The organism is Vibrio sp. RM-41-2B, assembly GCF_024744415.1.
GTDB lineage: Bacteria > Pseudomonadota > Gammaproteobacteria > Enterobacterales > Vibrionaceae > Vibrio > Vibrio diabolicus.
Genome location: NZ_JAMQWD010000004.1, coordinates 96046 through 120470 on the forward strand (window position 1 = coordinate 96046; position 24425 = coordinate 120470).

The 24425-nt window shown below is 45.7% G+C and carries 28 protein-coding genes; 19 read left to right on the plus strand and 9 right to left on the minus strand.

Annotated elements, in window-relative coordinates; all coding sequences use genetic code 11:
- Positions 1-150: 150 nt before the first annotated feature.
- Positions 151-438: a hypothetical protein gene (locus NB463_RS01930; RefSeq protein ID WP_041853112.1), complete on the minus strand. Its 288-nt coding sequence runs from the start codon at positions 436-438 to the stop codon at positions 151-153.
- A 388-nt stretch (positions 439-826) separates the two neighbouring features.
- Here NB463_RS01930 and fliD point away from each other — a divergent pair, with 388 nt between their 5' ends.
- The 9 genes from fliD to NB463_RS01975 all read left to right on the plus strand — a co-directional run bounded on the left by fliD (position 827) and on the right by NB463_RS01975 (position 7435).
- Positions 827-2164, plus strand: a complete 1338-nt coding sequence (gene fliD / locus NB463_RS01935) for a flagellar filament capping protein FliD (RefSeq protein WP_258432048.1) — start codon at positions 827-829, stop codon at positions 2162-2164.
- 20 nt (positions 2165-2184) lie between these two features.
- Positions 2185-2571 (plus strand): flagellar export chaperone FliS, encoded by a 387-nt coding sequence (fliS, locus tag NB463_RS01940; protein WP_005398523.1) that lies wholly within the window; start codon positions 2185-2187, stop codon positions 2569-2571.
- On the plus strand, positions 2555-2875 hold the full coding sequence (locus tag NB463_RS01945; protein ID WP_005398525.1) for a hypothetical protein: 321 nt from the start codon (positions 2555-2557) through the stop codon (positions 2873-2875). Before fliS ends, NB463_RS01945 begins: the two co-directional genes overlap by 17 nt.
- Complete coding sequence (locus tag NB463_RS01950; protein WP_237309147.1) at positions 2872-3945, plus strand: flagellar hook-length control protein FliK; 1074 nt, start codon at positions 2872-2874, stop codon at positions 3943-3945. The genes NB463_RS01945 and NB463_RS01950 overlap by 4 nt, the downstream gene beginning before the upstream one ends.
- A 22-nt stretch (positions 3946-3967) precedes the next feature.
- A complete protein-coding gene (locus NB463_RS01955) occupies positions 3968-4468 on the plus strand; it encodes a flagellar basal body-associated FliL family protein (RefSeq protein WP_005398533.1) in 501 nt (166 codons plus the stop codon).
- A gap of 12 nt (positions 4469-4480) precedes the next feature.
- A complete protein-coding gene (locus NB463_RS01960) occupies positions 4481-5209 on the plus strand; it encodes a FliA/WhiG family RNA polymerase sigma factor (protein WP_258432047.1) in 729 nt (242 codons plus the stop codon).
- Between the two features lie 10 nt (positions 5210-5219).
- Entirely contained in the window at positions 5220-6077 is an 858-nt protein-coding gene (motA, locus tag NB463_RS01965) for a flagellar motor stator protein MotA (protein ID WP_005396580.1), read from the plus strand.
- On the plus strand, positions 6077-7069 hold the full coding sequence (locus NB463_RS01970; RefSeq protein WP_047009612.1) for a flagellar motor protein MotB: 993 nt from the start codon (positions 6077-6079) through the stop codon (positions 7067-7069). The genes motA and NB463_RS01970 overlap by 1 nt, the downstream gene beginning before the upstream one ends.
- Positions 7070-7147: 78 nt before the next feature.
- Positions 7148-7435: a hypothetical protein gene (locus tag NB463_RS01975; protein ID WP_031780567.1), complete on the plus strand. Its 288-nt coding sequence runs from the start codon at positions 7148-7150 to the stop codon at positions 7433-7435.
- Here NB463_RS01975 and NB463_RS01980 read toward each other — a convergent pair.
- The 4 genes from NB463_RS01980 to NB463_RS01995 all read right to left on the minus strand — a co-directional run bounded on the left by NB463_RS01980 (position 7432) and on the right by NB463_RS01995 (position 8984).
- Positions 7432-7650: a DUF6500 family protein gene (locus NB463_RS01980; protein ID WP_006741989.1), complete on the minus strand. Its 219-nt coding sequence runs from the start codon at positions 7648-7650 to the stop codon at positions 7432-7434. The genes NB463_RS01975 and NB463_RS01980 overlap by 4 nt on opposite strands.
- A gap of 10 nt (positions 7651-7660) precedes the next feature.
- Entirely contained in the window at positions 7661-8038 is a 378-nt protein-coding gene (locus tag NB463_RS01985; protein WP_005396583.1) for a PH domain-containing protein, read from the minus strand.
- Positions 8039-8155: 117 nt separating this feature from the next.
- Entirely contained in the window at positions 8156-8371 is a 216-nt protein-coding gene (locus tag NB463_RS01990; RefSeq protein ID WP_047009614.1) for a TIGR02450 family Trp-rich protein, read from the minus strand.
- Positions 8372-8510: 139 nt separating this feature from the next.
- Positions 8511-8984: an HPP family protein gene (locus NB463_RS01995; RefSeq protein ID WP_006741990.1), complete on the minus strand. Its 474-nt coding sequence runs from the start codon at positions 8982-8984 to the stop codon at positions 8511-8513.
- Positions 8985-9082: 98 nt separating this feature from the next.
- On the opposite strand from NB463_RS01995, the gene NB463_RS02000 reads away from it, so the two are divergent.
- From NB463_RS02000 to NB463_RS02015, 4 genes are all read left to right on the plus strand, one after another.
- Positions 9083-9628 carry a TetR/AcrR family transcriptional regulator gene (locus tag NB463_RS02000; RefSeq protein ID WP_080535357.1) on the plus strand — a complete coding sequence of 182 codons (546 nt, stop codon included), beginning with the start codon at positions 9083-9085 and terminating at the stop codon, positions 9626-9628.
- Positions 9629-9726: 98 nt separating this feature from the next.
- On the plus strand, positions 9727-10257 hold the full coding sequence (locus NB463_RS02005) for a MerR family DNA-binding transcriptional regulator (protein WP_258432046.1): 531 nt from the start codon (positions 9727-9729) through the stop codon (positions 10255-10257).
- Positions 10258-10419: 162 nt separating this feature from the next.
- On the plus strand, positions 10420-11364 hold the full coding sequence (locus tag NB463_RS02010) for an SDR family oxidoreductase (RefSeq protein ID WP_258432045.1): 945 nt from the start codon (positions 10420-10422) through the stop codon (positions 11362-11364).
- A 24-nt stretch (positions 11365-11388) separates the two neighbouring features.
- Positions 11389-12471, plus strand: a complete 1083-nt coding sequence (locus tag NB463_RS02015; RefSeq protein WP_025508146.1) for a saccharopine dehydrogenase family protein — start codon at positions 11389-11391, stop codon at positions 12469-12471.
- A gap of 49 nt (positions 12472-12520) precedes the next feature.
- Here the strand turns inward: NB463_RS02015 and NB463_RS02020 are convergent, their stop codons facing one another.
- Positions 12521-14944 (minus strand): formate C-acetyltransferase/glycerol dehydratase family glycyl radical enzyme, encoded by a 2424-nt coding sequence (locus tag NB463_RS02020; RefSeq protein WP_258432044.1) that lies wholly within the window; start codon positions 14942-14944, stop codon positions 12521-12523.
- A gap of 2 nt (positions 14945-14946) precedes the next feature.
- Entirely contained in the window at positions 14947-15876 is a 930-nt protein-coding gene (locus NB463_RS02025; RefSeq protein WP_258432049.1) for a glycyl-radical enzyme activating protein, read from the minus strand.
- 215 nt (positions 15877-16091) lie between these two features.
- Between NB463_RS02025 and NB463_RS02030 the strand changes: the two genes are divergently transcribed.
- Both NB463_RS02030 and NB463_RS02035 read left to right on the plus strand, forming a co-directional pair.
- Positions 16092-16766, plus strand: a complete 675-nt coding sequence (locus NB463_RS02030; protein WP_258432043.1) for a fructose-6-phosphate aldolase — start codon at positions 16092-16094, stop codon at positions 16764-16766.
- A 343-nt stretch (positions 16767-17109) separates the two neighbouring features.
- Positions 17110-17622, plus strand: a complete 513-nt coding sequence (locus NB463_RS02035) for a DUF2799 domain-containing protein (protein WP_053808269.1) — start codon at positions 17110-17112, stop codon at positions 17620-17622.
- 10 nt (positions 17623-17632) lie between these two features.
- Here NB463_RS02035 and NB463_RS02040 read toward each other — a convergent pair whose 3' ends face one another.
- Both NB463_RS02040 and NB463_RS02045 read right to left on the minus strand, forming a co-directional pair.
- On the minus strand, positions 17633-18088 hold the full coding sequence (locus NB463_RS02040; RefSeq protein WP_025499054.1) for a GNAT family N-acetyltransferase: 456 nt from the start codon (positions 18086-18088) through the stop codon (positions 17633-17635).
- Positions 18089-18113: 25 nt separating this feature from the next.
- Positions 18114-18584 carry a GNAT family N-acetyltransferase gene (locus NB463_RS02045; RefSeq protein WP_005499894.1) on the minus strand — a complete coding sequence of 157 codons (471 nt, stop codon included), beginning with the start codon at positions 18582-18584 and terminating at the stop codon, positions 18114-18116.
- A 132-nt stretch (positions 18585-18716) separates the two neighbouring features.
- On the opposite strand from NB463_RS02045, the gene NB463_RS02050 reads away from it, so the two are divergent.
- The 4 genes from NB463_RS02050 (at position 18717) to NB463_RS02065 (ending at position 24424) form a co-directional block, all read left to right on the plus strand.
- A complete protein-coding gene (locus NB463_RS02050; RefSeq protein ID WP_114322763.1) occupies positions 18717-19907 on the plus strand; it encodes an MFS transporter in 1191 nt (396 codons plus the stop codon).
- Positions 19882-20850: an HTH-type transcriptional regulator YidZ gene (gene yidZ / locus NB463_RS02055; RefSeq protein ID WP_258432042.1), complete on the plus strand. Its 969-nt coding sequence runs from the start codon at positions 19882-19884 to the stop codon at positions 20848-20850. The genes NB463_RS02050 and yidZ overlap by 26 nt, the downstream gene beginning before the upstream one ends.
- Before the next feature lie 141 nt (positions 20851-20991).
- Entirely contained in the window at positions 20992-21861 is an 870-nt protein-coding gene (locus NB463_RS02060; protein WP_258432041.1) for a DMT family transporter, read from the plus strand.
- 388 nt (positions 21862-22249) lie between these two features.
- Positions 22250-24424, plus strand: coding sequence for an FUSC family protein (locus tag NB463_RS02065; RefSeq protein WP_258432040.1), 2175 nt, complete (start codon positions 22250-22252; stop codon positions 24422-24424).
- Position 24425: the final 1 nt, after the last annotated feature.

Below are 24425 nucleotides of genomic sequence, written 5' to 3' on the forward strand. Positions count from 1 at the left end.
TGTTCTCGAAATACTTTCGCGAATAAATACCGCCCGAGAAGTTCATGACTTCACTGCACTTGCAGATATTCTAAGGTATGAAATTGCGCCTAACATAAAAGCGTTGAGTGAACGCTATTAGCTCTAGAAAGCCTCATCATTGAGGCTTTTTTATCGCCTGATGTAAATAGAACTATTATTATCCCAATGAGAGTCTGGCAATCTAAAACCTACTTTCAGCATAATATTCCTTAACACTTTGTTAAATAACTCTAGTTCCACTGGCTCAGGACTATTATCGAACTGATAGCGTTTTAACTCAGGAAATTTTGATATGGCCTCTTTTTGGATACTTGCCAACTCGTCAGAATTAAGACTCTGCTTGCTAAGTAGTTTAGCGTGAATAAAGCGCTCATATTCGCGAGCACACTTCATTAGTCGTAAGGCAAATTCGTTCATAATTGTTGTTTTTCTTTCCGATACTCCAATTTGATGAAAAGATAACAGGAAGCATATAAATACGATGTAAGAATTATCTTAATTCATTAGAAGTAAACACCGAAATATCTGTTCTGAGTCCCTTCCTCCCTTTCAACTCCACTTAGAAATTCTATTAAACATTTACGAGTCTTGAGTCGCCTTGTCTTATAGGAAAACGCTACTTGTTTTCTAGAGGAAAGCGGAACACAAAAGGTGGAACCACAGCTTCCTCTCTATGAAATAATACATCGCAAAGCATTGTTATATATAGCCATTTATATACGGCACACATCTTGCGATGAACTGTTAAACCAAGGCATAGCAGATAAGCTATTTAAGCCGTATATATGAGAGAGGGAGTAACCTCATGAGTTCATTAGATCCAATTACAATGGCTACTAAATTTGCCACTTTTGACGTTCAACCGTTTCAACAGCGCTATCAGCTACAAGCCAGCAAATATCAAGCGCAACTTTCCGCACTAGGTAAAGTTGAAACGGCATTACGAGACTTTCGTAATTCGTTAAACGAAATGAACAGCAGCACAAACACCATCATTAAGAACAGTGCAACCCTATCTCAGGAAGGTTACTTTACAGCCAGTGCAGATGCTAAGGCCCTCACAGGCAACTACCAAATTTTTGTTGAGCAAGTTGCCACGTCTCATCAAGTCTCTACAGGGATGCCTGCTGATCTAGAAGCAACAACTGAAGTCCCAACAACTGGCTCTCTCGAGTTCACGATCAATGGCGAAACAATGACGCTAGATCTATCGACTGTTGATTCAGACGGTGATGGCACAGCAACAGTCAGTGACTTAGCAAAAGCAATCAACAACAACAGCGATAACCCTGGAGTAAACGCCACCTTAGTTCGCTCAAATGGTCAAACTCACTTTATGTTATCAAGCACTGAAACTGGCGTTGCTAACCAAATCAACGTCTCGGCGTCTGGTACTGGCCAAGCCTGGTTTGAAGATGCATTCACAAATCTAAACCAAATTAGCGCCCCGCAAGATGCTGTAATGTGGTTGGGAGCTAAAGACTCTGGTCTCAAACTGACGAACGCAAGCAATACATTTGAAGGTGTAATCGACGGTGTAGATATTACTCTAACCAAAGCTCAAGCTTCTGGTGAAACACCTGTTGGCCTTGATATAGGCTCTGACAGCGAAGCAACTAAAGAGCAATTGGATAAGTTTGTTGACACATATAACACTCTTATTGGCGCAATGAACCAGCACACCCAAATAGGTAGTGAAGACAAAAAACGTGGAGTGTTAGCAAGTGATCCAACACTTCGCTCCATTGAGAGCCAATTAACTAATTTGGTTCGAGGGGAACACGGTGGTATGCGTCTGAGTGAAATCGGTGTGAGCTTGGATCGTGATGGAAAAATGAAAGTCGACCACGAAAAATTCGCCGAAGTTCAAAAGAATAACAGCGTGGGCTTGGAAGCAATGTTTAATGGCGACGATGCCTTACTTGACTCAATGGACGCGATGATTGATCCATTTCTGAAGTTTTCATCAGGCGCATTCAAATCCCGTAAAAATGCGCTTCAAGCTAACTTGGATCGCATAGAAGATAAACAATCTACATTAGAGCGTAAATACGATATGTCGTACAAACGCTACATCAAACAGTTCACACAAATGAACGCGTTAATGACCCAAATGAACCAAACCATGTCGATGTTTGGCTAAGCCTTTAGGAGAAAAAACTCATGCTTATGGACTCTGGCTATGACTCGTACCAGCAAGTAGACCTCAACGCGCAAGCGGCAGCAGCAAACCCACACCAATTAGTCATTATGTTGATCGATGGCTTACTTGATGAAGTTGAACGTATTCGTGGCCATTTGGCTGCGAATCGCTTGGCTGAGAAAGGTAACGGAATCAACAAATGCATGAACATCTTGATTGGGCTCACAAGCGCTCTAGATGATGAGAATGGTGGCGAAATTGCTGAAAACTTACGCCAGCTGTATGACTTCTGCCAAGTTGAGCTTTATTACGCCAGCGTGCAGAACGATGCGAATCGCTTGGTTAATGTCGAGCGTGTAATGGGTAACATTCGTGAAGGTTGGATGAATTTTGGACAACAAGCATAAAGTGTCGCCAGAGCGATTTCGTCATTTATCTCAGCTCATCCAATTCGCTACAAAAACAGCAGATTGGCATGCGCTTAAGCGCTATGACTTGCAGTTGCGAGAGCTATTGATCAGTCACAAACCTTTTTTGAAGGATCCTAAGCTTGCACCTGAAATTCAACGTGCCAAAACCGTTCATGCTGATGCATTCGCTAGATTAGAAAAGTCGAAGAACGAGTTAGAAAAAGAGATGAACATGGTCAATGACCATCAAGAGCGCGCTATGGCCTATCAATTAGCGATGACCATGGAGCTAACTCAATGATCGTATCTCCTTCAACTCAAATATCCGGCAATGCATCACCTAGCCATGAAGGCAACATAAAACAAGCAAGAGCTGTACACGGTTTTTCTCATAACCCTATGTCTGAGCATAGCCAGTATGACGGCCAAGGTTTCGCCTCAGCTTCAACCGTGCCGAGTTTTCATCTTACCGCTCCAGCTTTGGACAGCGAAGAAAAGGCGTATGATCGTGGTTCGGATACTGACGAACACTCGGCTTCTGAAGCAGATGCTCACCTGACAAGTACACTGGGTTCAACAGAATCACCTGATCTTGCTATGCAAGCTCAGGCTCTAACCCAGAGTATGCTCACTATGGCCGAAAAGCAGCCGGGTCAGTTCGGAAAAACTCCGCCTTTAGCGGTAGCTAACGACGTTAAGTCTGCAACACAAGACTCAAATAACGCCTTGCTAAACACCTCTCCAAAGCAACAAGAGGTGCAACAAAGCCAACCGATGTCATCGAACTCGCGTCTATCAATCTCCAGTGCCGACTTTCAGACCCTATTGAGTCAACCAGCTCAAGGGCAACCAACGGCCTCACCACTCCAAGGACAAACACCAACGCCACAAGCCCCGAACACCGCCGTTGCCACGAGTCATATTCAAACTCAAGGCTCTGAGTGGGCGGCTGTGCGCGTTGACACCAGTGCTGGAAAATGGGGAGAGCAAATGATGCAAGTTCTGCATGACCGTGTGACTCTTCAAGCGCAACAAAATGTACAAGAAGCCAAAATCCGCCTCGACCCACCGGATTTAGGTAAGCTGGATTTACTTGTACGTGTTGAAGGCGACCGACTAAGCGTGCACATCAATGCCAATACAGCCGCAACACGAGAAGCTTTAATGCAAGTGTCTGAGCGTCTGCGCACAGAACTGCAAGAGCAGAACTTCGTCCATGTCGATGTCAACGTGGGCTCTGATCAAAGCCAGAGTCGCAATGACCAACATACAAATGAAGAAGACGCCACTATTTTCGCAGCACGAGAATCTGGTGCATTCCAAACCACAACAACAAACTATTCAGAACACTGGCTGAACACTCAAGCCTAGTTAATCCTCGAGGAAAAAGGTTATGACCAAACAACAAATGATCGCCCTGTTTATCGCCATGATCATCACCAGCGCCCTCGTTTCGGCCGCCACGATTATGGGCGGAATCTGGTACTTAAACAAACACGCTCAAGAGTCACCTGACTCTGGTTCCTTGATCGATGATTCTCCATTGTCATTTTTAGTCACAGAAGAACCGACAAGCAAAGGTCCTAGCTTCCATCCTTTAGACAAAGTCGTTTTAACCGTAAAAGGTAAAAAGCAGACTCACTTTGTCATGCTAGAACTAGCGATTGAAACACGACGTCCTGAGCGCATCAAAGACATTGATGAATACATGCCAATGGTACAAAACTCATTATTAAAATTGTTTAGCGACAAAACATTTGATGAGTTACAGCAAGCGGGTGCCATCGATATTCTGCAAAACGAAGTAAAACAAACGCTTTTACTGGCTTTTGCTAAGACAGACATCGTTCGCGAAATCGACGATGTTTTGTTGACTAAATATGTTGTGCAATAACGGAGCACAACCATGTTAGACATGAATATACAAGACACCTATACCACAGAAGAGGAAGTGACGACGCCATCACGCCCAATTGACGAAAATGCACTGCTGCAACGTCATCAAGTTATGGTGAAACGCGTCGTTAACCAGCTACGTGTTCATGCCACTTCTCACTGTAGTATTGAAGATATGCAGCAAATTGGCCTTATCGCTCTAGTTGAAGCTGGACGCCGATACGGCGATGTTGACGATCCTCATTTCCCTGCCTTTGCCGTGTGTCGCGTTCGAGGTGCAATTTTAGACGAATTACGCCGGTTAGATTGGCGCTCACGTAAAACTCGCCAACAGGCTCACGAACTCAACGACGTGACTCGAGATCTCACACGCTCTTTAGGTCGGATGCCTACGGATGCAGAAATCATCCAAGCCTTGGGGACGAATGAGCAGGACTATTACAACCGCCAAAATGCCGCCCTTGCGGGAGAGATGCAAAGCCTTGACCAACTGATGGAAAGCAGTGGTGATAGTTATATTGGCGGGAAATATGATGGCATGGAACATGAGCATATTCGTCGCAGTTTAGATAGCGCTTTAGGCAAATTGCCGAAGCGTGATCAATTGCTGCTTACTCTGTTCTATCAACATGAACTCAACTTACACGAAATAGCTCTGGTATTGGATCTGACACCACCTCGTATATGTCAGCTTCACAAACAAGCGCTGAAACAACTCAACCAATTAATGTCCTCTTAGGAGTCACAAGATGCAAAAGTTTTTTGGAGTCCTCACTATCCTGGTGTGCGTCTTCGGTGGATACATGTGGGCCGGCGGTAACTTAGGCGCTATCTGGCAACCAGCCGAATTCCTTATCATCATTGGCGCTGCTGCTGGTTCTTTGATCATCGGTAACCCACCTCACGTACTGAAAGAAATGCGTCGCCAAGTGCCTGCGACCATCAAAGGCCCGACAGAAGAGCATGAGTACTACATGGAATTAATGGCGCTGCTCAATAACTTGCTCGAGACAGCGCGCAACCGTGGTTATAAGTTTCTCGACTCTCACATTGAGTCGCCAGAACAGAGCTCTATGTTTCTCGCTTACCCGACGATTGCTGAGGATCATCGCCTAATTTCTTTCATTACTGATAATTTACGTTTAATGGCAATGGGACAAATGTCGCCTCATGAATTAGAGGGACTGCTAGAGCAAGAAATTGAAGCTATCCAAAACGAAATGCTTTTGCCTTCACGCTCACTACAGCGTACAGCAGAAGCACTACCTGGCTTCGGTATTCTTGCAGCAGTTGGTGGCATCATTATCACCATGCAGGCCATTGATGGCTCAATCGCTATGATTGGTTATCACGTTGCAGCAGCTCTCGTAGGTACATTCATTGGTATTTTCGGTTGTTACTGTGGTTTAGACCCACTAAGTAACGCCATGGCTCAGCGAGTAAAACGTAATATGACTGCTTTTGAATGCGTACGCGCAACCTTGGTTGCCTACGTAGCGAAGAAGCCGACATTGCTCGCCATCGACGCTGGTCGTAAACATATTCAGCTAGACATCAAACCAACATTCAACCAAATGGAGAAGTGGTTAGCTGAACAGGAGGGATAATGCAAAAACAAGAGCATGTAGTGTTCAAACGTGCCAAAGCACACAGCCATGATGAACCTCATGGCGGCGCGTGGAAAGTCGCGTTTGCTGACTTCATGATCGCCCTAATGGCGCTGTTTCTTGTGCTTTGGGTTATGCAGGTGGTAGACAAAGAAGAGCGTAAAGCAATTGTCGCCCACTTACATAGCTCAAGCGTATTCGACAAGAGTTACGGTAATCCATTTGATACTTCACAAAGTATCTCTCCTATTGACTTGGCACAGGACTCTTCTGTGCCAAGTAAACACAATTCCAACCACGTGGTAAGCTCATACTTTCGAGGTGACGGCGATGGGCCAGAAATCGACTCGTTGATTCCTGGTAACTTCGATACTCAGGAGCAACTTGCAGCGCTGGCGAAAGTCATTGAACGAATGACCGCTCAGATTAACGCACAAGGGAATGTCAACGTAACCGTGACCCCACAAGGCTTACGTATCGTCCTTCAAGATGATTACAAACAGCATATGTTCAGTCGTGGTGGCGCAGAGCTGACCCCTTTCTTCGAAGACTTATTACTTGCACTTGCGCCTGTATTTCAGCGTGTGAACAACCCACTGATCATCAGCGGACATACGGATGCGATTCCATTTAAAAAACGCTTTGGTCGTCAATCAAACTGGGCGCTATCTGCATCTCGAGCTGATGTCGCAAGAAATACGCTGGTTGAAGGTGGCATGCCGGATGATCGAGTCATGCAGGTCACAGGCATGTCGGATAGAGCACTGCTTAACCCTGATGAACCAGATTCAAGCGAAAACCGCCGTATCGAGCTGTTCATTTTAACGACGCCAGCAGCCAAAGTACTCGAAACTCTTTTTGGTAACCACCAAGAAAGTGAACTGCAAAAAGCGAAAGATAAAGCCGAATTTAACCAACCAGTCATTCGACAAGAAGTCATCAATTACTCGGGTGATACGGCCACCAACGAAGTAAATATTCAAGAATTATAACCTCAAAAGGTCACCTCGCCTGATGGTGACCTTTCTAACTGAAACCTCTGTTACTGTGACTTTTTAGTTGAGTTCTATATGCACATAACACCTTCCGAAAACAAAAAACGCGATCTGTTGAAGAAAGCCTTTTTATGGTTAATTGTCTTCGACTACCTTTTATTGGCGTTTTTCTTAACTCAGCTGTCCAGTTTAACGCTTAACAGTGGGACCATGATTAGTATGCTGCTCGTCGTCTACAACGTCTTACTCGTTTCTCTGTGCTTTCAAAGAACCAATAAACAGGACTCTTATATTATCTACCCTGTTTTATCCGCGACGTTGTTGGCATTTGTCTGCTTTCTTTATTTCTTTTTTTTAATTTAGATACCTGACTCCACCATTGACTTTATTTTTACTGCTTTTTCGAAGTGGTCGAGCCGATGGGTCTGAATCCACCACGTAGCCGCCTCCATCAACCGTTCTGGATCATCATTTTTGTTGGCGAAAAACGCATAAAATGAGAGCCCAACCTGCTCACCTTTGCTTTCGATCTTTTTGTCACAGACCTCTATTATTTTGTCTCTCAATGAAGCTCTCATTTCTATTCCCTTACGCTAGTACATACTCACTAACCATACGGTTGAAAGAAATCAGATCAAACGAACCTTTAATTTCAAAACGTACTCTTCCCACCTCACTCATGAAGAACTCAATTTCACAATCTAAGTCAAAAGTACCAGACGTCTCGATAGAAAATGCATTGATCTTGCTATAAGGCAGCGACGTGTAATCCACTTTTGAGCCCGTAATCCCTTGCACATTCGCCGCAATCACTCGCTTGTTGGTAAACACCACTTGGTCGCGAACCGTTTTAAAGCCCGCAAATACCGACTCGCCATCAATAAGAAACTTGTGAAAATCTTCCCTAACTTTTGATACCTCAATGGGTTTAAGCTTAAACACTGATGAATTGTCGAAATCGATCATAGTCATTCCTTTTTAGTTGATAACGAACAAACTCAACGTAGCAGATACACAGACCCTTGCCTATCAGCTAAGTACCATCTTTCGATTTCAAACCTAGGAAAAATTCAACAAAGTGCATTACTTCCAGCCCTGCCGCCATAGCTCTGGGTCTTTCAGGTCTTGCCAGTTCATCTCTTGCTCACGTTTACTCATAACCGCCTCAATGACACATTTCACAACATTGCCTTCTTCATCCAGCTCCATTTCTGTTACGACAAAGTGCTTCTCTTTATTTTTAGGTGACGTCGCCGTCCATTTGCTGTGCAATAGCTTCTTGGGGTGAATTTTATTCATAGTGGTATACCAATTTAACTAACATCTTTATGTATACGACTGAATACCAAGAGAGAATCAGATTTTATTTTTAAGCATCCACGAAAAGAAAAAGCCGCAAAAGAGGTCATCCCCTAATGCGGCCTTACTTGCAACCCAATTAGGTCTTTTGACCGTTCAAACGAGGGGTTAAGTACTGACTCTGTAGCAACTGCAACGCCTTACCAACCAGCACAATCACTACCGCGCCGATCAGTACTGGCGTGAACAAAAAGCTCCACCCCTGCCCAGAGGCCATGATCAAGATAGGATTTGCGCCCGCAGGTGGATGCGTTGTCTTCGTAATCAGCATCGCTGACACACCTAACCCAGTCGCAATCGCCAGCGTGATTGGCGTGATCTCAACGTATTGGCTAAACGCAATACCGATAGATGCCGTAATGAAGTGACCAATGATCACATTTTTTGGTTGAGCTAGAGGGCTGCTAGGCACCCCAAACACCAATACCGCAGTAGCACCAAATGGCGCCATGAGAAGTACAACCTCAGTAAGAGATACCTCGGCGTAAGACAACACACCAATAGCCAATGTCGCACCAAGCCCCGCGACCAAAGATAAAATTAAATTATTCATAAACACCTCAAGGTAGACCGAATTGTCTACAAATTAAAATAGACAAATCTGTCTACCTTTGTCAATATGTGTTTGTAGAACTTTTTGAGGACGTAGTTATGAACAAAAAGAAACAGTTATTGATCGATACCGCGTTGTCGCTGTTTTACAAACAGGGCATCAACTCCATTGGCATCAATGAAGTCCTTAAAGTATCTGGCGTGGCTAAACGCACACTGTACAGCCATTTTGAGAGCAAAGAAGCGCTCATCCTCGCCGCACTAGAACAACGCCACCAAATCTTCATGGCGTGGCTAGAGGAAAAACTGTCATCAGCACAATCGAGCACAGACGTGATCGACCAGTTGTTTACCGCGCTTAACGGCTGGTTTCATGGTTCTGAGGAAAAATTGGGCGAGTTTCGCGGCTGTTTCTTCATCAACACGTCCGCCGAATTCAGTGACGACAGCGGCGAGATCGCAACGTATTGCCGCCACCATAAAAAACAGGTTCGTGAGCTAATTCAACGCTATCTCAAATCAGACAACACATCATTACTCGATGCTATTTGCATCATGAAAGAAGGTGCCATCACTACCGCTTACATGACAAAAGAGTACGACGACGTCACAAAGAAATGCGTGGAAATTTTGCACAAGCTGTAACGGTAAGAAAGCAAGAAACGAATCGACCGAGCACCAAACTGGCGAGAATGTTCAGAAATGGTAAGGTTATTTTATCAACCTAATGAGACACGCTTGATATGAAAATTGGCGAACTGGCGCAAAAAACGGGCCTTGCTCCCTCGCGTATTCGATTTTACGAGCGCATCGGACTGCTAAAAACCGTGACCCGTAAAGCCAATGGGTACCGCGAGTATCCGCAAGAAGCGTTAATGATTCTGGACATGATCACAACGGGTCAGCAAGCTGGATTCAGTTTGGATGAACTAAGTGCGTTACTGCCATCCGACCTTTCTAGCTGGGATCATCATCAGTTGTTGACAACCTTGCAGCAAAAAGTCCAAGAGCTAGACGAACTTGAGCGAAAAATTGCGCAGAGTAAAAGCAAGTTAAAAAAAGTACTTAAAGAGATTGAAGCTAAGCCAGATGACATGGACTGTGCAATGAATGCAAAACGCGTCATGTCTCAGCTTGGTCAAACGATTCTGACCAAAGAAAACCCTTCAAATAAAAATAAAGCCGTCACCAAAGCAAAGCAAAGCAACGTTAACAAGCGAAGCTTTACTCTTGATGTTGAGTTAAAGATTCGCAAGTTCCCTACCTGCCACTAAATTGAGTTTGTCAAAACCATTCGCTCTTAGCTCAGGTCTGCCATCTCCTTATTTCTATATTCAATAAAAATTAATCTGATTTATCTTCAAAATGCGGGTTGACCTTAAACCTAACTTTAATCTTAGGATGAATATCAAAGCAACACAGCAGGAGATTGGTGAATGCAAACGATATTAGGTGCAAGTGGGCAAATTGGCCGTGAGCTATCATTAAGCCTAAAACGAGACTTTACGAGCGACATCCGTTTAGTGAGCCGCAATCCGCATCGAGTCAACGAGACGGATCAACTGGTAAAAGCGGACTTGCTCGACGCGAAACAAACATCAGATGCCGTAAAAGGTTCTAGTATCGTTTACCTTACTGCAGGGCTACCAATGGATACCCAACTGTGGGTGGAACAGTGGCCAACAATGATGCGTAATGTCATCGCCGCATGTAAAACTCATCAAGCAAAGCTTGTTTACTTTGATAATACCTACATGTACCCGCAAACGGATACGCCTCAACAAGAAGATGCACCATTTCAACCTAATGGAGAAAAAGGTCGAATTCGTGCGGTCATTACTGACATGCTGCTAGAATCGATGAATAAAGGAGAAATCGAAGCCGTTATCTGTCGCGCTCCGGAGTTTTACGGCCCGGGAAAAACGCAAAGCATCACTAATTCCGCCATTATCGATAATCTACTTAACCAAAAGAGCGCAAAAGTGTTTTTACGTGATGACACCAAACGCAGCTTAATTTATACGCCAGACGCAAGCCGAGCCATGGCGCTAATTGGGAATACGCCCGATGCTTACGGACAAACTTGGCATTTGCCTTGCGATGATCGTCGACTGACGTATCGGGAGTTTATCGCTGTTGCGGCAAAGGTTTTTAACGTTCAGCCGAAATACAAAGTCATCAAGCGCTGGCAATTGTGGCTAGCTGGGCGATTTAATCAAACCATTCGAGATGCAGCCGAGCTTTTGCCTCGCTACGAATCTGACAACCTTTTTGTTTCAGATAAGTTTCAGACTCGTTTTCCAGATTTTCAAATCACCACATTCGAACAAGGCTTGACCACAATTCAACAAGAAAAAGCCAATGACCAGAAACCTCTTTAAGCAGGCATTGATAGGAGCTTTTTGATGAAAGATAACACACCGGCATCATCCCCAGAGCGTTGGATCATATACGGAGCCAATGGTTATACAGGCGAGCTGATTGCGAGAGAGGCCGTAAAACGGGGTCACCACCCAATCCTTGCAGGTAGAAGTTTAGAGAAAGTACAAAGCCTAGCGGCTGAACTAGGGCTGCAAAGTCTTGCTTTTTCTCTTGAGGATAAAAGCAGCGCGGTCCAACATATTTCGGGTTCCTCACTGGTATTAAACTGCGCAGGGCCCTTTTCTTCGACGGCAAAACCGATGATGAAAGCGTGCCTAGAAGCAGGCGCGCATTATCTCGATATTACAGGTGAGATCTCTGTATTTGAGTTTGCACAAACGCTGCAATCACAAGCAAAGGAAGCTAGTGTCGTACTGTGCTCTGGTGTTGGTTTTGATGTTATTCCAACGGATTGCATTGCAGCCACATTGAAAGCTGCGCTACCAGATGCAACCCACTTGTCTCTCGGTTTTGACTCTCGCTCTGGTTTTTCTCCGGGCACAGCGAAAACGTCTGTCGAAGGTTTGGCTCAAGGCGGAAAAGTGAGACTTAACGGAAAAATCACCACCGTTCCGCTAGCGTATAAAGTTCGCAACATTGATTTTGGTGACGGCGAAAAACTTGCGATGACCATTCCGTGGGGCGATGTTTCAACCGCCTATTACACCACGGGGATTGAGAATATTGATGTTTTTATTCCCGGATCGCCGAACATGATAAAAAACGCTAAACGAGCGAATTGGGTTCGCCCCCTTCTCGGCATAACCTGGGTACAAAACCTCATAAAAAGCCGTATTGAAAGAACCGTAAAAGGACCGAATGAGGAGCAAAGAAACCAATTACCCACATATGTGTGGGGTAAAGCAAGTAACAAACTCGGACAAAGCAAAACAGCACGAGTACAAACGGCCAATGGCTACAGCTTAACCGTAACGGGATCTCTGGCGATTGTAGAACACCTGCTACATACGAAGCCTGAAGCCGGTGTATACACACCCTCTAAACTCATGGGCTCCAATTTTGTGTCGCAGCTTCCCGGCTCTAGTGGCATAACCATTGAAGAGTAAACAAAAAGGCACCTATCGGTGCCTTCTGCATTAACAGGGGTTGAGACCATCACAACTCGTGTTCGGTACGGGCGATGATGTCATCCTGCGCGTCTCGTGACAGCGCGGTAAAGAAGGCTGAATAGCCCGCAACTCGTACAACGAGATCGCGATACTGCTCAGGGTTCTTTTTCGCCGCCAGCAAGGTTTCACGAGAGACGATGTTGTACTGCACGTGCCAACCTTTATGGTGATTAAAGAAGGTGCGAATCAGCATTGAAAGCTTGAGCTTATCTCCTTCTGAAGCGACAGCCGCTGGGCTTAACTTCTGGTTAAGCAGCACACCACCCAAGATTTTATTGGCTTGAATTTTACCGACTGAGTTGTACACCGCCGTTGGTCCCAAACGGTCAGAGCCCGATGCTGGACTTGCGCCTTCCGCCAGTGGTGTTTTCGCTTTTCGACCATCTGGTGTTGCCATCGTGGATGCGCCAAATGGCACGTTGGCAGAGATGCTTGATGTTCCCGCGTAGTAGCCACCACCAATTGGCCCGCGCCCATGACGTGTGTTGACAAATTGCGCCAACTCATCGATATAAACTTGGTAAGCATCAGCCAGCAGTTGGTCGACATAATCGTCGTCATTGCCGTATTTTGGCGCGAAGTTGATTAAGCGTTGGCGAAGTTGTTCGTTCTCAATACCATAGAAGTCTTCTTCTAATGCTTTTGCCAGTTCCGTTTGGCTGATTTGTGCTTCTTCAAACACCAAATGTTTGATCGCCGCCAAACTGTTACCCAAATTGGCGATACCCACTTGCAGGCCAGATACCCAATCGTATTTCGCTCCGCCTTCTTTTACTGTTTTACCGCGCGCCAAACAGTCATCCACCAGCGATGAGCAGAAAATATCTTGCGCTTGCTGCTCAAGCACGCTGTCGACTACGGTATCGATCTCAATCGATTTACGTGTGTAGTAGCGAATTTGCTCCGCCCAAGAAGCGGTGACTTGATCAAAACTCTCGAAGTTGCCTTTTGCCAACGACTTATCATGCGGCAAGAAGGCTTTGCCCGTGGTTGCATCCACACCTTCGTTAAGCGCCGCCAGCAAAATACGCGCAAAGTTAATGAAGCTCATACCCGTGCAACGGTAACCCCATTTGCCTGGAACAGCGGTTTCAATACAGCCAATAGACGCATAGTTGTAAGCATCTTCTTTCTCGACACCTAGCTTGATGAACTCTGGAATGACGATTTCATCGTTGTTGAATGCAGGCATACCGAATCCGCATTTGATCACTTCAATACAGCCCATCAAGAACTCTTGATTCAGACCTTTATGATAGCGAACACTCAAGTTCGGTTGCGTGGAACGTAGCTGACCACAAGACTCCAAAATCGCCCAAGATAGCGGATTTACGGCATCTTCAGGTTCTCCATTCTCATTCAGCTTTTGGCCACCGATACAGACATTTTGATACAGCGGAGAACCTGCCGACGCTTTTGAGTGCGAGCCAGAGCGAATCTTGTTTACTTCAAGCAATTTCAACCAACAGCTTTGCAATAACTCAAGGGCGAACGCTTTGTTCATCGTGCCACTTTCAAGATCACGCACGTAGTAGTCGTTTAGGAACTGGTCCATCCGACCGAATGAAACAGAGTGGCCATTCGATTCAATTTGCAACATCAACTGCACAAAATAGCTCAGTTGCAGAGCTTGCCAGAAGTTGGTTGGCGCATGGAAAGCCACATGACGACAGTTTTCTGCGATTGTCTCCAGTTCCGCTTTCCTCTCTGGTCGCGTTTCGTTTTGTGCCATTTCCAGAGCGAGATCGGCGTAACTCACCATGTGCTCCTGAATCGCAAGCAAGACAATTTCGACGGACTTATAAAACTGCTCTTTCTTCAACCCTTCATACGTCGACACGTCGTTATTAGCGCGATGCTGACGAACCTCATCCAGCAGACCGTTCATACCGATCTTCAGGATTTTTTCGTTATCCACTGCAAGGTGCGCGTCGCCCGAAGTCATGTTGCCTTCGGCTTTAATGATGGTGCTGGCTAGAATCTCTTGCTGCTCGTCGGTAAAGAGTCCATAGCAGCGATCTTGAACCGTTTTACCGCGCCAGTATGGCGTAATGGCGTGAATGCTTTGTTTGTCTTCTTCACTTACCGCAAAACCAGCCCCTGGTCGGTCGGCCAGTTCGTCGATTTCCGCTTCAATCCAACGCACCGTGTATTCAGGGAAGATCGGCGCAGCGCGTACTTTGCTCGCTTGGTTGCCTACAATCAGCTCGTCGTGCTTAATCCAAATGGTACGAGTGCGTAAGTGCTCTTGTAACGCCAACGCTCGTTGCACAATCACAGGTTTGTCTTCATTTGCCTGATACGCTCGAGTATAAGCCTCTGCGCGCTCAGTACAGATAGGCGGCGTTACGATGTTGACCAGTGCAGATTTGTGGGCTTTGATTCGCTCAGGAAGGGGATGTAGGTCCATGGTTAACCTCTAACAATCACGTTAAGTTGAGTATGTTCGCTTGCGTATTGCATTGCGTTTTCTAGCAGTTCTGGATTATTTAATGGTTTGTCAGAACACTCGTAAGGCATATCGAGCAAACGGTATTTATTGATGCCGAGGGTGTGATACGGCAACAAGTGAAGTTCTTGACAGCTTTCTAAAGAAGCAGCGAAATCAATGATCGCTTTGAGCTCATCAATGGTGTCATTGAAGCCCGGCACAACAGGAATACGAATCACAATGCGTTTCGCAATTGGTGCCAATTTTCTAAAATTGTCTTTGATGCGTTTTAACGATCCCTTCGCCCAGCAGAGAAACTTTTCTTCGTCGGTGTGTTTAAGATCCGCTAACCAGCAATCAATATACGGCGCGACTTTTTCTACGTTTTTCCACGGTACATGCATGCAAGACTCCACCGCCGTAGACACATGGTTTTGATGCAAACGTTCGGCAAGTTCTGCCACAAAACTTGGCTGCATCAGCGGCTCGCCACCAGAAAATGTCACGCCACCTTGGCTTTGATCGTAAAAAGGCTTGTCTTTCATCAACACTTCAAACAAGTCGTCCGATTTCGCCGCTTCTCCACATATGCTGAGCGCTTGTGTTGAACATACGTTTCGCAGCGCTATGATCTGCGCTTCGCTCATGGCTTTTCGATTGATGATGATTTGATCGTCAATACGTCGGATACCATCGCTCGCCATGTCGCCGTTTACGGTTTGTTTATAAGCCGATATACAAAGCTGGCAGTCCGCCATACAACTGCGCTCATCAAACAGCAGAGAGTGCTTTTCACTGCGGCTTTCTGGGTTTTGGCACCAAGGACAGGACAGACTGCATCCCTTCAGAAACAGAATGGTGCGAATACCATCACCATCGTGGGTCGAGAACCTCTGAATATTGAAATACATTGCTGTCCGCCTCTTGGTTTGCTCTTCTACTTTTTCACGCTTTTCTTTTTCTGAAAGCTTCATTTGATAATGAAATATTGGCACTTAACTTTCGTTTTGTGAAATTATTATGGTTTCAATTGAAATTACAATTGATCAAAATCAAGATCTCAGCGGATTGTCAGATCTATAGTGATCCCATCATCAAAACGAAGATTTTGTATAAGGTAGAACCCATGATCGAACTCTATTTAGATACTGCTGATGTGGCAGAAGTAAAACGCTTTAACCAATGCCTACCTCTGAAAGGGGTAACCACAAATCCAAGTATTTTGGCGAAATCAAAACAAGGCTTGAACCAAACCTTAGCTGGCATGCAAGAAGCGTTAGGGGGCACACCCCGTTTCCATGCTCAAGTGGTGAGCACAACTGTAGAAGGCATGGTGGAAGAAGCACGCCAAATCCATGAATTACCCTATGATATGGTCGTCAAAGTGCCAGCAACCGAAACGGGCTTAGCGGCAATTAAGTTAATGAAAAAAGAGGGAATTCAGGTGCTCGCCACTGCTATTTACTCTGCTCAGCAAGGTTTCCTTGCGGCATTGTGCGGCGCTGACTATCTTGCGCCTTATGTGAACCGTATTGATGCGATGAACGGAAACGGTGTAGAAGTGGTCGCAGACCTGCAATTGCTACTGGATCACAACCAACTGCCTGCAAAAATTTTGGCAGCGAGTTTTAAAAATACCCAACAAGCGATGGAAGTGATGAAGTTAGGCATTGAAGCGATCACCTTGCCTGTCGATGTGGCCGCGCAGATGTTTTCTCATCCAGCAGTTCAGCCGGCTGTCGATCAATTTGATAAAGACTGGAAATCCGCGTTTGGCAACAAACTTTCATTTGAAAGTTAAGCATAAAATTATCGAAAGTCCCGTTCCTCCTCGATCGAGGGGCTTTTGATATGGGAATCTCTGAGAAAAAGTAACATTCGCGCAGGCAACTGTTTGTAGATGCGGCTTACGAAGAGATTCCCAGCCCACTAGTCTCACCTCTCCTTTCACGCAAAGCACTCTATTCGTAACATCACTACTGACGAACAACGCTCGTTCCACAAGCAAAAAATTTTTGCTTCAAGCCGACAAACTCACAAGCGCAACGCATCAATAACTCGGTAATTATTAATTTTATCTATTGGAAATGAACACTGTTCATTTATAATCAGCGAACCTAACGCAGTAACAAGGAATCCACTTCATGAAACGCATTGCGCTTCTCTTTGCCATATTTGCATTACTTTCTGGTTGTAGCAGCATGTCGCCAGAACAATGCCAAACCGCAGACTGGTATCGCGTCGGCTACCAAGATGGCCGCTCAGGCAACAACCCAAACATTTTGTACGAATACATTAAAGACTGTCGCGAAGCAGGCGTAACGCCAAATCACGTTGAGTGGCAAGACGGTTTCGATAAAGGCACCATTCTTTACTGTTCGCCAGACAATGGTTACACGGTGGGTGTAGAAGGAAAAACCTACTATGGCGTTTGCTCTAACGATCTTTTCCTTAAAAACTATCAGTTAGGCCATCAAGAATATCAGCGTCAACAACGCATTAATGCGTTAGATGCGGAGATATCACGCCTTGATCATCAATTGGATGCAAACTTAGATAAAGACAACGCGAAGCGTATTAGAGAGAGAAGAAAACAACTGGCGCGTGAGCGTGCATCACTCATCTCGCCAGGAGCTAATTACTACTTTAACTTTTAGTCGCGACGGGCTACAACGCTAGAGTCATAAAGCGGCTATTTGGATCAGGTTGATAGTCGCCAAACGGCTCGCAGTACGCGAAGCCATGTTTTTCATATAGGCGATGCGCGGGTTCAAAAAATGCCATCGACCCAGTTTCCAAACTTAAACGTTGTATCCCCTGATGTTTCGCTTGCTCAATCACGTGATTGAGTAAGCGGGATGCCACGCCCTGTTTTCTCGCCGACGGCGTCGTACGCATCGATTTCAACTCTGCGTGACCATCTTCTAGTTGGCTCATTGCCACACATCCCAATAGCTGCTCACCATCCCACCCCGTCCAAAACGTGATTGAAGGCAGCTTCAACTTGCTTACATCTAACGCATGCACGCTCTCTGGTGGCGATGTAGCGTACATGTCCTGTAAATGCTCTTCCAACAACGCAAGCACCTGCGGCCGTTCTAAATCGTCGATTTCAATTCTCATATTTCCATCCTTGGTGTTTTCCTAGTTAAAGCGGTTGTCTCATAATGTGCTGCGGTCCAACGGGGCCGCCGTGGTAAAGCTCATTGGTATCTTCAAACCCTGATTTTAAATAGCACTGATAAGCAGGTATGTTACGGCAATTCACGGTGAGATAAAGCGCATCAAACTCGGGATAATGGCGTTTGGCGAAATCGGCAAACTGTTGAATGGCTTGCTTGGCGATGCCTTTGCCTTGATGACGGTGATCCACCAGCAAAGCACGTACGCCTAAACTGTTTTTCGGGCAAAAATCGTATTTCTCGCTGTAAGCTGCATCAAATAGAAAAAAGCCAACCACGTCATCGTCTGCCAGAATCAGATGCGGAAGCTCTGTGGGTTCAAGACGTGTAAGCATTTCACCCACATCTGCGACCGTAAACTGCGATTGCTCTTCTAGCACGCTAAGTTCGCAAGTTTGTTCATGTCGCTCAGGCGAATACTTTTCAATGGTAATCATAATCTTCCTTGTTGTTTTTATGCTCAATTCATACAGGGTATGTCGTAAATAGAAATACCTAGTGTCGTATTTCCCACTCGCAGGCAAACGTTTAGCACTCTATTATCCTCGCCATTCGATAGAGAGGTTTCCATGTCCCGTTTTTTACTTTGTAGTTTTGCACTCGTTTTACTCTACCCTACTGCCATTGATTTGTATCTTGTTGGTTTGCCTCAAATTGCGTCAGATCTCAACGCCAGTGAATCTCAGTTGCATATTGCGTTTTCGATCTATTTAGCTGGCATGGCTACCACCATGTTATTCGCGGGAAAAGTTGCAGACTCTGTGGGACGAAAGCCTGTTGCCGTCGTCGGCGCGATGATCTTCGTGCTCGCGTCTTTTCTCGGCGGGATGGCTGAGCAACCAAACACTTTCTTGATTGCTCGCTTTTGCCAAGGCATCGGAGCTGGATCTTGCTATGTCGTCGCATTCGCGATTTTACGCGACACGTTAGACGATGAACGCCGCGCGAAAGTATTGTCGATGCTCAATGGCATCACCTGTATCATTCCAGTGATCGCACCCGTGATTGGTCACTTGATTATGCTGAAATTTCCTTGGCCGAGTTTGTTTACCACAATGGCAGGAATGGGCATTCTCGTCAGTGTATTGGCCATTTTTGTTCTCAAGGAATCACTACCCAGCCAACAAGGTGAAGAACAGACAACGCCAGAGAGCCATCAAGAGACTTTCTTCGAGCGATTTTTTATCAGTAGGCTGATCATTACTGCACTTGGAGTGACCACCATTCTGACCTTTGTTAACGCTTCACCAATTGTCGTGATGAGCATGCTTGGTTTTGATCGCGGCGGCTATTCTTCCATCATGGCAGGGACTGCGACGATCAGCATGTTGATTTCGTTCTCGGCGCCATTGGCATTGGGGATTTTTAAGCAGCGAACCTTAATGATCACCTCTCAAGTATTGCTCGCTTGTGCAGCCATAGTACTCAGTGCTGCCCATTTCCATGATGGACAATCTCTTTACTATGTATTCGGACTTGGGCTGATTTGCGCTGGCTTCGCTTGTGGCTTTGGCGTGGCTATGAGCCAAGCGCTCAGCCCATTCTCTCAACAAGCTGGCGTGGCAAGCTCGTTACTGGGCATTGCTCAAGTTTGTAGTTCCGCGTTCTATATTTGGTTTATGGGTTTCATCGGCGTTAGTGCTCTGAATATGTTGGTGTTTATCTTAGTGTTAGGTAGCGTAATCAGCCTTGCTCTAATACTATTGATTCCAAAGCCTGTTCACGATACCCATTATGAAGAAATCCCTAGCGCGACTTGATTTAAACTTACTGTTCACTCTGCAATTATTGCTGCAAGAGCAAAGCGTCTCGAGAGCCTCGAAAAAGCTGAACGTTACGCCCTCTACCGTAAGTAAGTCGCTCAACAAACTTCGTCATTGGTTCGATGATCCTTTGTTTGTCAAAACACCTAAAGGTCTTGCGCCAACGCCTTTGGCACAAAGCATGGAGCAAGATCTTGCAGAATGGCTGCAAATTGGCAGCCAGATTGCAGAAAAACGCAGCGATATTACGCCTAAAGGAGTGCGTTTTGATATCACGATTGAGTCGCCATTAGTGCTCACGGTGCTGGACAGACTCATCATCGCTATCCACCAGCGATACCCTGAAGCGAAAGTAAAAACCAGTAACTGGGATTACGATTCACTCGACGCCATCATTCGAGGCGAGGCGGATATCGGTTTTACCGGCCGAGAAAGTCACCCGAGATCGAAAGAGTCGTTGGATCTTCTGCCATATTTCTTGGATTTTGAGATTCTATTTTATGACCTGCCGATGGTGTATTTACATAAAAATCATCCGGCATTACAGCAAGAGTGGAATCTCGAGACCTTTCTGAGCTACCAACACATCAATATTGTTTGGGAAAAAAGTGAAACTTGGGCGTTGGATGAAGTGTTAACGGAACTAGGGCTACAGCGCTCTATCGGGCTGACGATGTCCAACTTTGAGCAATCCCTTTTTATGGCAGCGCAGCCGACGCATGGCATGATCACCACCGCGCCGCACTATTGCAAAAGCTACACAGAAAAGCTGCATCTCGATTTGGTGTGCTTGCCAATTCCGTTAGACCAAACTCAACAAGACAAGTTACTGATTCCATTTACCATGATTTGGCATAAACGCAATGCGTACAATCCCAAATTGCTATGGTTGAAAAACACCATCAAGTCATTGTACGAACAACCATCCCTACCACAGTAACACTCAGGCTAAGGTCAGGTTTTCTTTGGTGATTTTTGCTGGTTTTCTCGCTCTGACAGCTATAACTAATCACTTTATCAACTAATGAAAAAGGTCGTTTGACGCTACACTCAATCCATATTTCTGCGTTAAGGGGCAAGGATGTCGACCTTTTTACTCACTGCTATTACGATGCTGGCGTTCGCCGCCAATTCATTATTGTGCCGACTTGCATTGGCCGAAGGGTTAATTGATGCAGGAAGCTTCACTCTCGTCCGATTGATATCTGGCGCGTTTACCTTAATCGCATTGCTTGTCGTGAGAGGTCAGTGGAAAGCCGATCGGCCAACTTCTCGCTTTCGCTTTTTTGCTGGCGTGGCGTTATTTGGTTATGCTGCCCTTTTTTCTTTCGCGTACTTACAACTGGCGACAGGAACTGGTGCTTTGCTTTTGTTTGGTGCCGTGCAACTTACATTACTGGCAATCTATTGGTGGCAAGGTGAGCGCTTTCAGTTTCTCGAAATCATCGGTATCGGCCTTTCGATTGTTGGCTTTGTTTGGTTAATGTTGCCATCAGCCACTCGCCCCGATATCAGTTCTGCACTTCTCATGTTGATTTCTGGCGTTTGTTGGGCTGCGTTTACTGCTCTCGGTAAACAAGCGCCTTCTCCAAGTAGTGGCATCACCTGGGGATTTATCGCTGCATCTATGATTGGCATACTGCTATCGCCGTTGATGCTGTCCTCAATCCATCTCTCTCTGAGTGGAATCTTGCTCGCTATCACGTCTGGCGCCATTACCTCTGGCCTTGGTTATACGCTTTGGTATCAAGTCATGCGTAAGCTCTCTTTACTTCAGGCCGCCGTCAGTCAACTTTCCGTGCCGGCCATTGCTTTGCTGCTAGGCACCGTCGTACTCCACGAGCCTCTTTCACTACACACACTTTTAACCAGTGGCATCATTCTTGGTGGCATCGCTTTGGTTTTTTTATCTCGATCCAAAAAAGCAAGCGAACAATCGGCAAGCCGATAAAAAATAATAACTTTCCCTCTCAAATACCCATTCATCATCTATGCTTTTTAAAGCAGCAAAGCTCATTGCAGATGGTACGAGTGGCCTGCTTTAGTATCAGGCGAAGGATATAAGGTGAGAATTGGCTCACACAACACAACGATTTTGTTTCAAAAGTGAGAATCGTCATAGATCGAGATTTTGCTCGTTTTAGCCGTTTCGTCAATAACGCCAAGGGCTAGCGCGAGATCGAGCCAAATACGCACTTTGTGTTTTGACAAAGGGTTTACAAAGCACACTTTTTCACCCGCTATATTCCGCCCCCCGAATTTATTCAGAACAAGATTCTGATTATTCACATAAGAAATTCATCAACTTATAACGATAAGCCTGAGCAAACTTTGACACTATGAACGACAAAATAAAATTCGCTATTAAAGTATCGCTTAGCCTGACTCTGGCTTATCTGATCCCGTTTGCCATGGGTTGGCCGCAAGCATCGACGGCTGCAACCACAGTGATGCTGATTGCATCCACAGGCAGTCGTCGTGAATCACTCGCCAAAGGTACCTTACGCGTGTTCGGTACGTTGGTTGGCGCCGTCGTTGGCTTGTTACTGGTGGGATTGTTTGCTCAAGACCGCTTGCTGTACATGCTGAGCGTGTCGGTTGTGGTCTCTTTCATTTTTTACTTCCGTAATGCCTATCAAAAAGATCCAACGTTACTCATGCTGACCGGTGTGATGACGCTGATGATGTCCAATGGCGGTGACGCAGAAGGTGCGTTTCTTTATGGCGTTGACCGCGCTTATATGACGGTGTTTGGGGTAGTGGTTTACACGCTCGTGGGGACTTTCTTATTCCCGACCAAAACAGAACAAAATCTAAGACAGCTCATCGAACAACTCAACCAAGCACAACGCGCGTTGTTCACCGCTATCTTGCAAAATTTCGAGCAAAAATCGGCAGGGCAAGTCTCTCCTCAACAAGAGGGAGAAGAAAATCCAGAAGCAGGAGAGCCACAACCTAGCGTGGATTCTCTTATCGAACAGATGTTTGCCGCCCAAAATGCGCTCGAACAGCGTTTTGCCACAGTCAGTATGGAATGCAGCGACGTGTCGGCCTACATGAAAGAGTGGCGCTTGGCGGTTCATTTGAACAAGCAGGTAACGCAACAATTGACCGTCGCGGCGCACAGCCACTTTAGCCACCAGCAAGACCGTGAAAGCATCAGCAACTTTGATCAAGCCGTTGCGGAAATTGACGCGCTATTTGATACCTGCCAACAAGTGTGGGACGAAAAAGAGCCCGCTTTTCGTGCTCAAGAATTCAAAGTCGAATACAACCAAGCGTTGCTTGAAGACGCAGCGCACCTAGAGAAAGGCTCTGCGCTTATGCTGGGGCACCTCTTGGGGCTCATGCATCAAAACTTGTCGCGTTTGGCGGAGAGCATTAGCTGCATTGACTCTGTAACGAACAATGTCTCCTTTGACGTGCCACTGCCGAAACCGAAAGGCAAGTTTCTATGGTGGGACGCAGAAAACTTTAAAACCGCGGTCAAGACCTTTGTCACCTATTGGGTTGCAGGACTAATTTGGATTTATTTCAATCCACCAGGCGGCTACTCGTTCGTGGTCTTCTCGACCATGTTTATGTCTTTGCTGTCGTTCGTGCCTGTGCACCCGATTTTGTTGCTTGTGCTGTTCACTTTCGGCTTCTTGTTCGCGGTGCCTTCTTACGTCTTCATTCTTCCGCAATTGGATCTCGGATTAGAACTTGGCCTGTTTATCTTTATCTACACCTTTATCGGCTTTTATCTGTTTAACGGGCCAGTGACGATTTTCTATATGATTGGCTTGTTTGTTCTCGGTTTAGACAACAACATGTTTTATCACTTCGGGATCCTCATGACGATCATGCTGTTGTTCTACATGGTGGTGTTCATGATTATTTTCGCGCACTACTTCCCGTTTAGCTCACGACCAGAACACCTCTTTTTGACCATAAAAGAACGCTACTTCCGACATACCCGAGAGCTGTTCACTACCTATCAACAGCAGTCTAGCTCGGTTATTACGCCGCTCAAACGGGCCTTGCACTTGGTGACGCTCAATGTCTCATCGAAAAAGCTCAAAGTCTGGGGTTCGAAAATCAACCACAAACACTTTGACAAAACCACGCCAGAAGCGATTGGCGCGTTTAGCAAAGCGTGTGATGTACTCAGTAATCACATCAACATCTTAATGGCCGCCGAGAAAAAGTTGCTGACCAATCCGCTGATCACTCAACTTCGTCAACAACACCGCGATTCCATCATTCCTTTGATGGCGGGCGCTTTAGCCAGCCATCAAGCAACACAAGAACTCGATTCCGTATTCGACCAATACAGTCAGGATTACCAATCATTCGAAGATAAACTGGAAGATTTTTTTAGTGAGTTGGATTTATCTGACTACGCTTATTCTGAGATAGCCGGTTTTTATATCTTGCTGAATTTAAAACGGAACGTGTTCGAAGCAATCAAGCATTGCAAGCAAACCTACGAGGATATCGATTGGGTGAACTTACAACAAAAGCGGTTTTAAA

Excerpts from the sequence above, each read along its gene's own strand:
- NB463_RS01930 (WP_041853112.1), bottom strand. The coding sequence starts at position 438 with ATGAACGAATTTGCCTTACGACTAATGAAGTGTGCTCGCGAATATGAG.
- fliD (WP_258432048.1), top strand. The coding sequence starts at position 827 with ATGAGTTCATTAGATCCAATTACAATGGCTACTAAATTTGCCACTTTT.
- fliS (WP_005398523.1), top strand. The coding sequence starts at position 2,185 with ATGCTTATGGACTCTGGCTATGACTCGTACCAGCAAGTAGACCTCAAC.
- NB463_RS01950 (WP_237309147.1), top strand. The coding sequence starts at position 2,872 with ATGATCGTATCTCCTTCAACTCAAATATCCGGCAATGCATCACCTAGC.
- NB463_RS01955 (WP_005398533.1), top strand. The coding sequence starts at position 3,968 with ATGACCAAACAACAAATGATCGCCCTGTTTATCGCCATGATCATCACC.
- NB463_RS01960 (WP_258432047.1), top strand. The coding sequence starts at position 4,481 with ATGTTAGACATGAATATACAAGACACCTATACCACAGAAGAGGAAGTG.
- motA (WP_005396580.1), top strand. The coding sequence starts at position 5,220 with ATGCAAAAGTTTTTTGGAGTCCTCACTATCCTGGTGTGCGTCTTCGGT.
- NB463_RS01970 (WP_047009612.1), top strand. The coding sequence starts at position 6,077 with ATGCAAAAACAAGAGCATGTAGTGTTCAAACGTGCCAAAGCACACAGC.
- NB463_RS01975 (WP_031780567.1), top strand. The coding sequence starts at position 7,148 with ATGCACATAACACCTTCCGAAAACAAAAAACGCGATCTGTTGAAGAAA.
- NB463_RS01980 (WP_006741989.1), bottom strand. The coding sequence starts at position 7,650 with ATGAGAGCTTCATTGAGAGACAAAATAATAGAGGTCTGTGACAAAAAG.
- NB463_RS01985 (WP_005396583.1), bottom strand. The coding sequence starts at position 8,038 with ATGATCGATTTCGACAATTCATCAGTGTTTAAGCTTAAACCCATTGAG.
- NB463_RS01990 (WP_047009614.1), bottom strand. The coding sequence starts at position 8,371 with ATGAATAAAATTCACCCCAAGAAGCTATTGCACAGCAAATGGACGGCG.
- NB463_RS01995 (WP_006741990.1), bottom strand. The coding sequence starts at position 8,984 with ATGAATAATTTAATTTTATCTTTGGTCGCGGGGCTTGGTGCGACATTG.
- NB463_RS02000 (WP_080535357.1), top strand. The coding sequence starts at position 9,083 with ATGAACAAAAAGAAACAGTTATTGATCGATACCGCGTTGTCGCTGTTT.
- NB463_RS02005 (WP_258432046.1), top strand. The coding sequence starts at position 9,727 with ATGAAAATTGGCGAACTGGCGCAAAAAACGGGCCTTGCTCCCTCGCGT.
- NB463_RS02010 (WP_258432045.1), top strand. The coding sequence starts at position 10,420 with ATGCAAACGATATTAGGTGCAAGTGGGCAAATTGGCCGTGAGCTATCA.
- NB463_RS02015 (WP_025508146.1), top strand. The coding sequence starts at position 11,389 with ATGAAAGATAACACACCGGCATCATCCCCAGAGCGTTGGATCATATAC.
- NB463_RS02020 (WP_258432044.1), bottom strand. The coding sequence starts at position 14,944 with ATGGACCTACATCCCCTTCCTGAGCGAATCAAAGCCCACAAATCTGCA.
- NB463_RS02025 (WP_258432049.1), bottom strand. The coding sequence starts at position 15,876 with ATGTATTTCAATATTCAGAGGTTCTCGACCCACGATGGTGATGGTATT.
- NB463_RS02030 (WP_258432043.1), top strand. The coding sequence starts at position 16,092 with ATGATCGAACTCTATTTAGATACTGCTGATGTGGCAGAAGTAAAACGC.
- NB463_RS02035 (WP_053808269.1), top strand. The coding sequence starts at position 17,110 with ATGAAACGCATTGCGCTTCTCTTTGCCATATTTGCATTACTTTCTGGT.
- NB463_RS02040 (WP_025499054.1), bottom strand. The coding sequence starts at position 18,088 with ATGAGAATTGAAATCGACGATTTAGAACGGCCGCAGGTGCTTGCGTTG.
- NB463_RS02045 (WP_005499894.1), bottom strand. The coding sequence starts at position 18,584 with ATGATTACCATTGAAAAGTATTCGCCTGAGCGACATGAACAAACTTGC.
- NB463_RS02050 (WP_114322763.1), top strand. The coding sequence starts at position 18,717 with ATGTCCCGTTTTTTACTTTGTAGTTTTGCACTCGTTTTACTCTACCCT.
- yidZ (WP_258432042.1), top strand. The coding sequence starts at position 19,882 with ATGAAGAAATCCCTAGCGCGACTTGATTTAAACTTACTGTTCACTCTG.
- NB463_RS02060 (WP_258432041.1), top strand. The coding sequence starts at position 20,992 with ATGTCGACCTTTTTACTCACTGCTATTACGATGCTGGCGTTCGCCGCC.
- NB463_RS02065 (WP_258432040.1), top strand. The coding sequence starts at position 22,250 with ATGAACGACAAAATAAAATTCGCTATTAAAGTATCGCTTAGCCTGACT.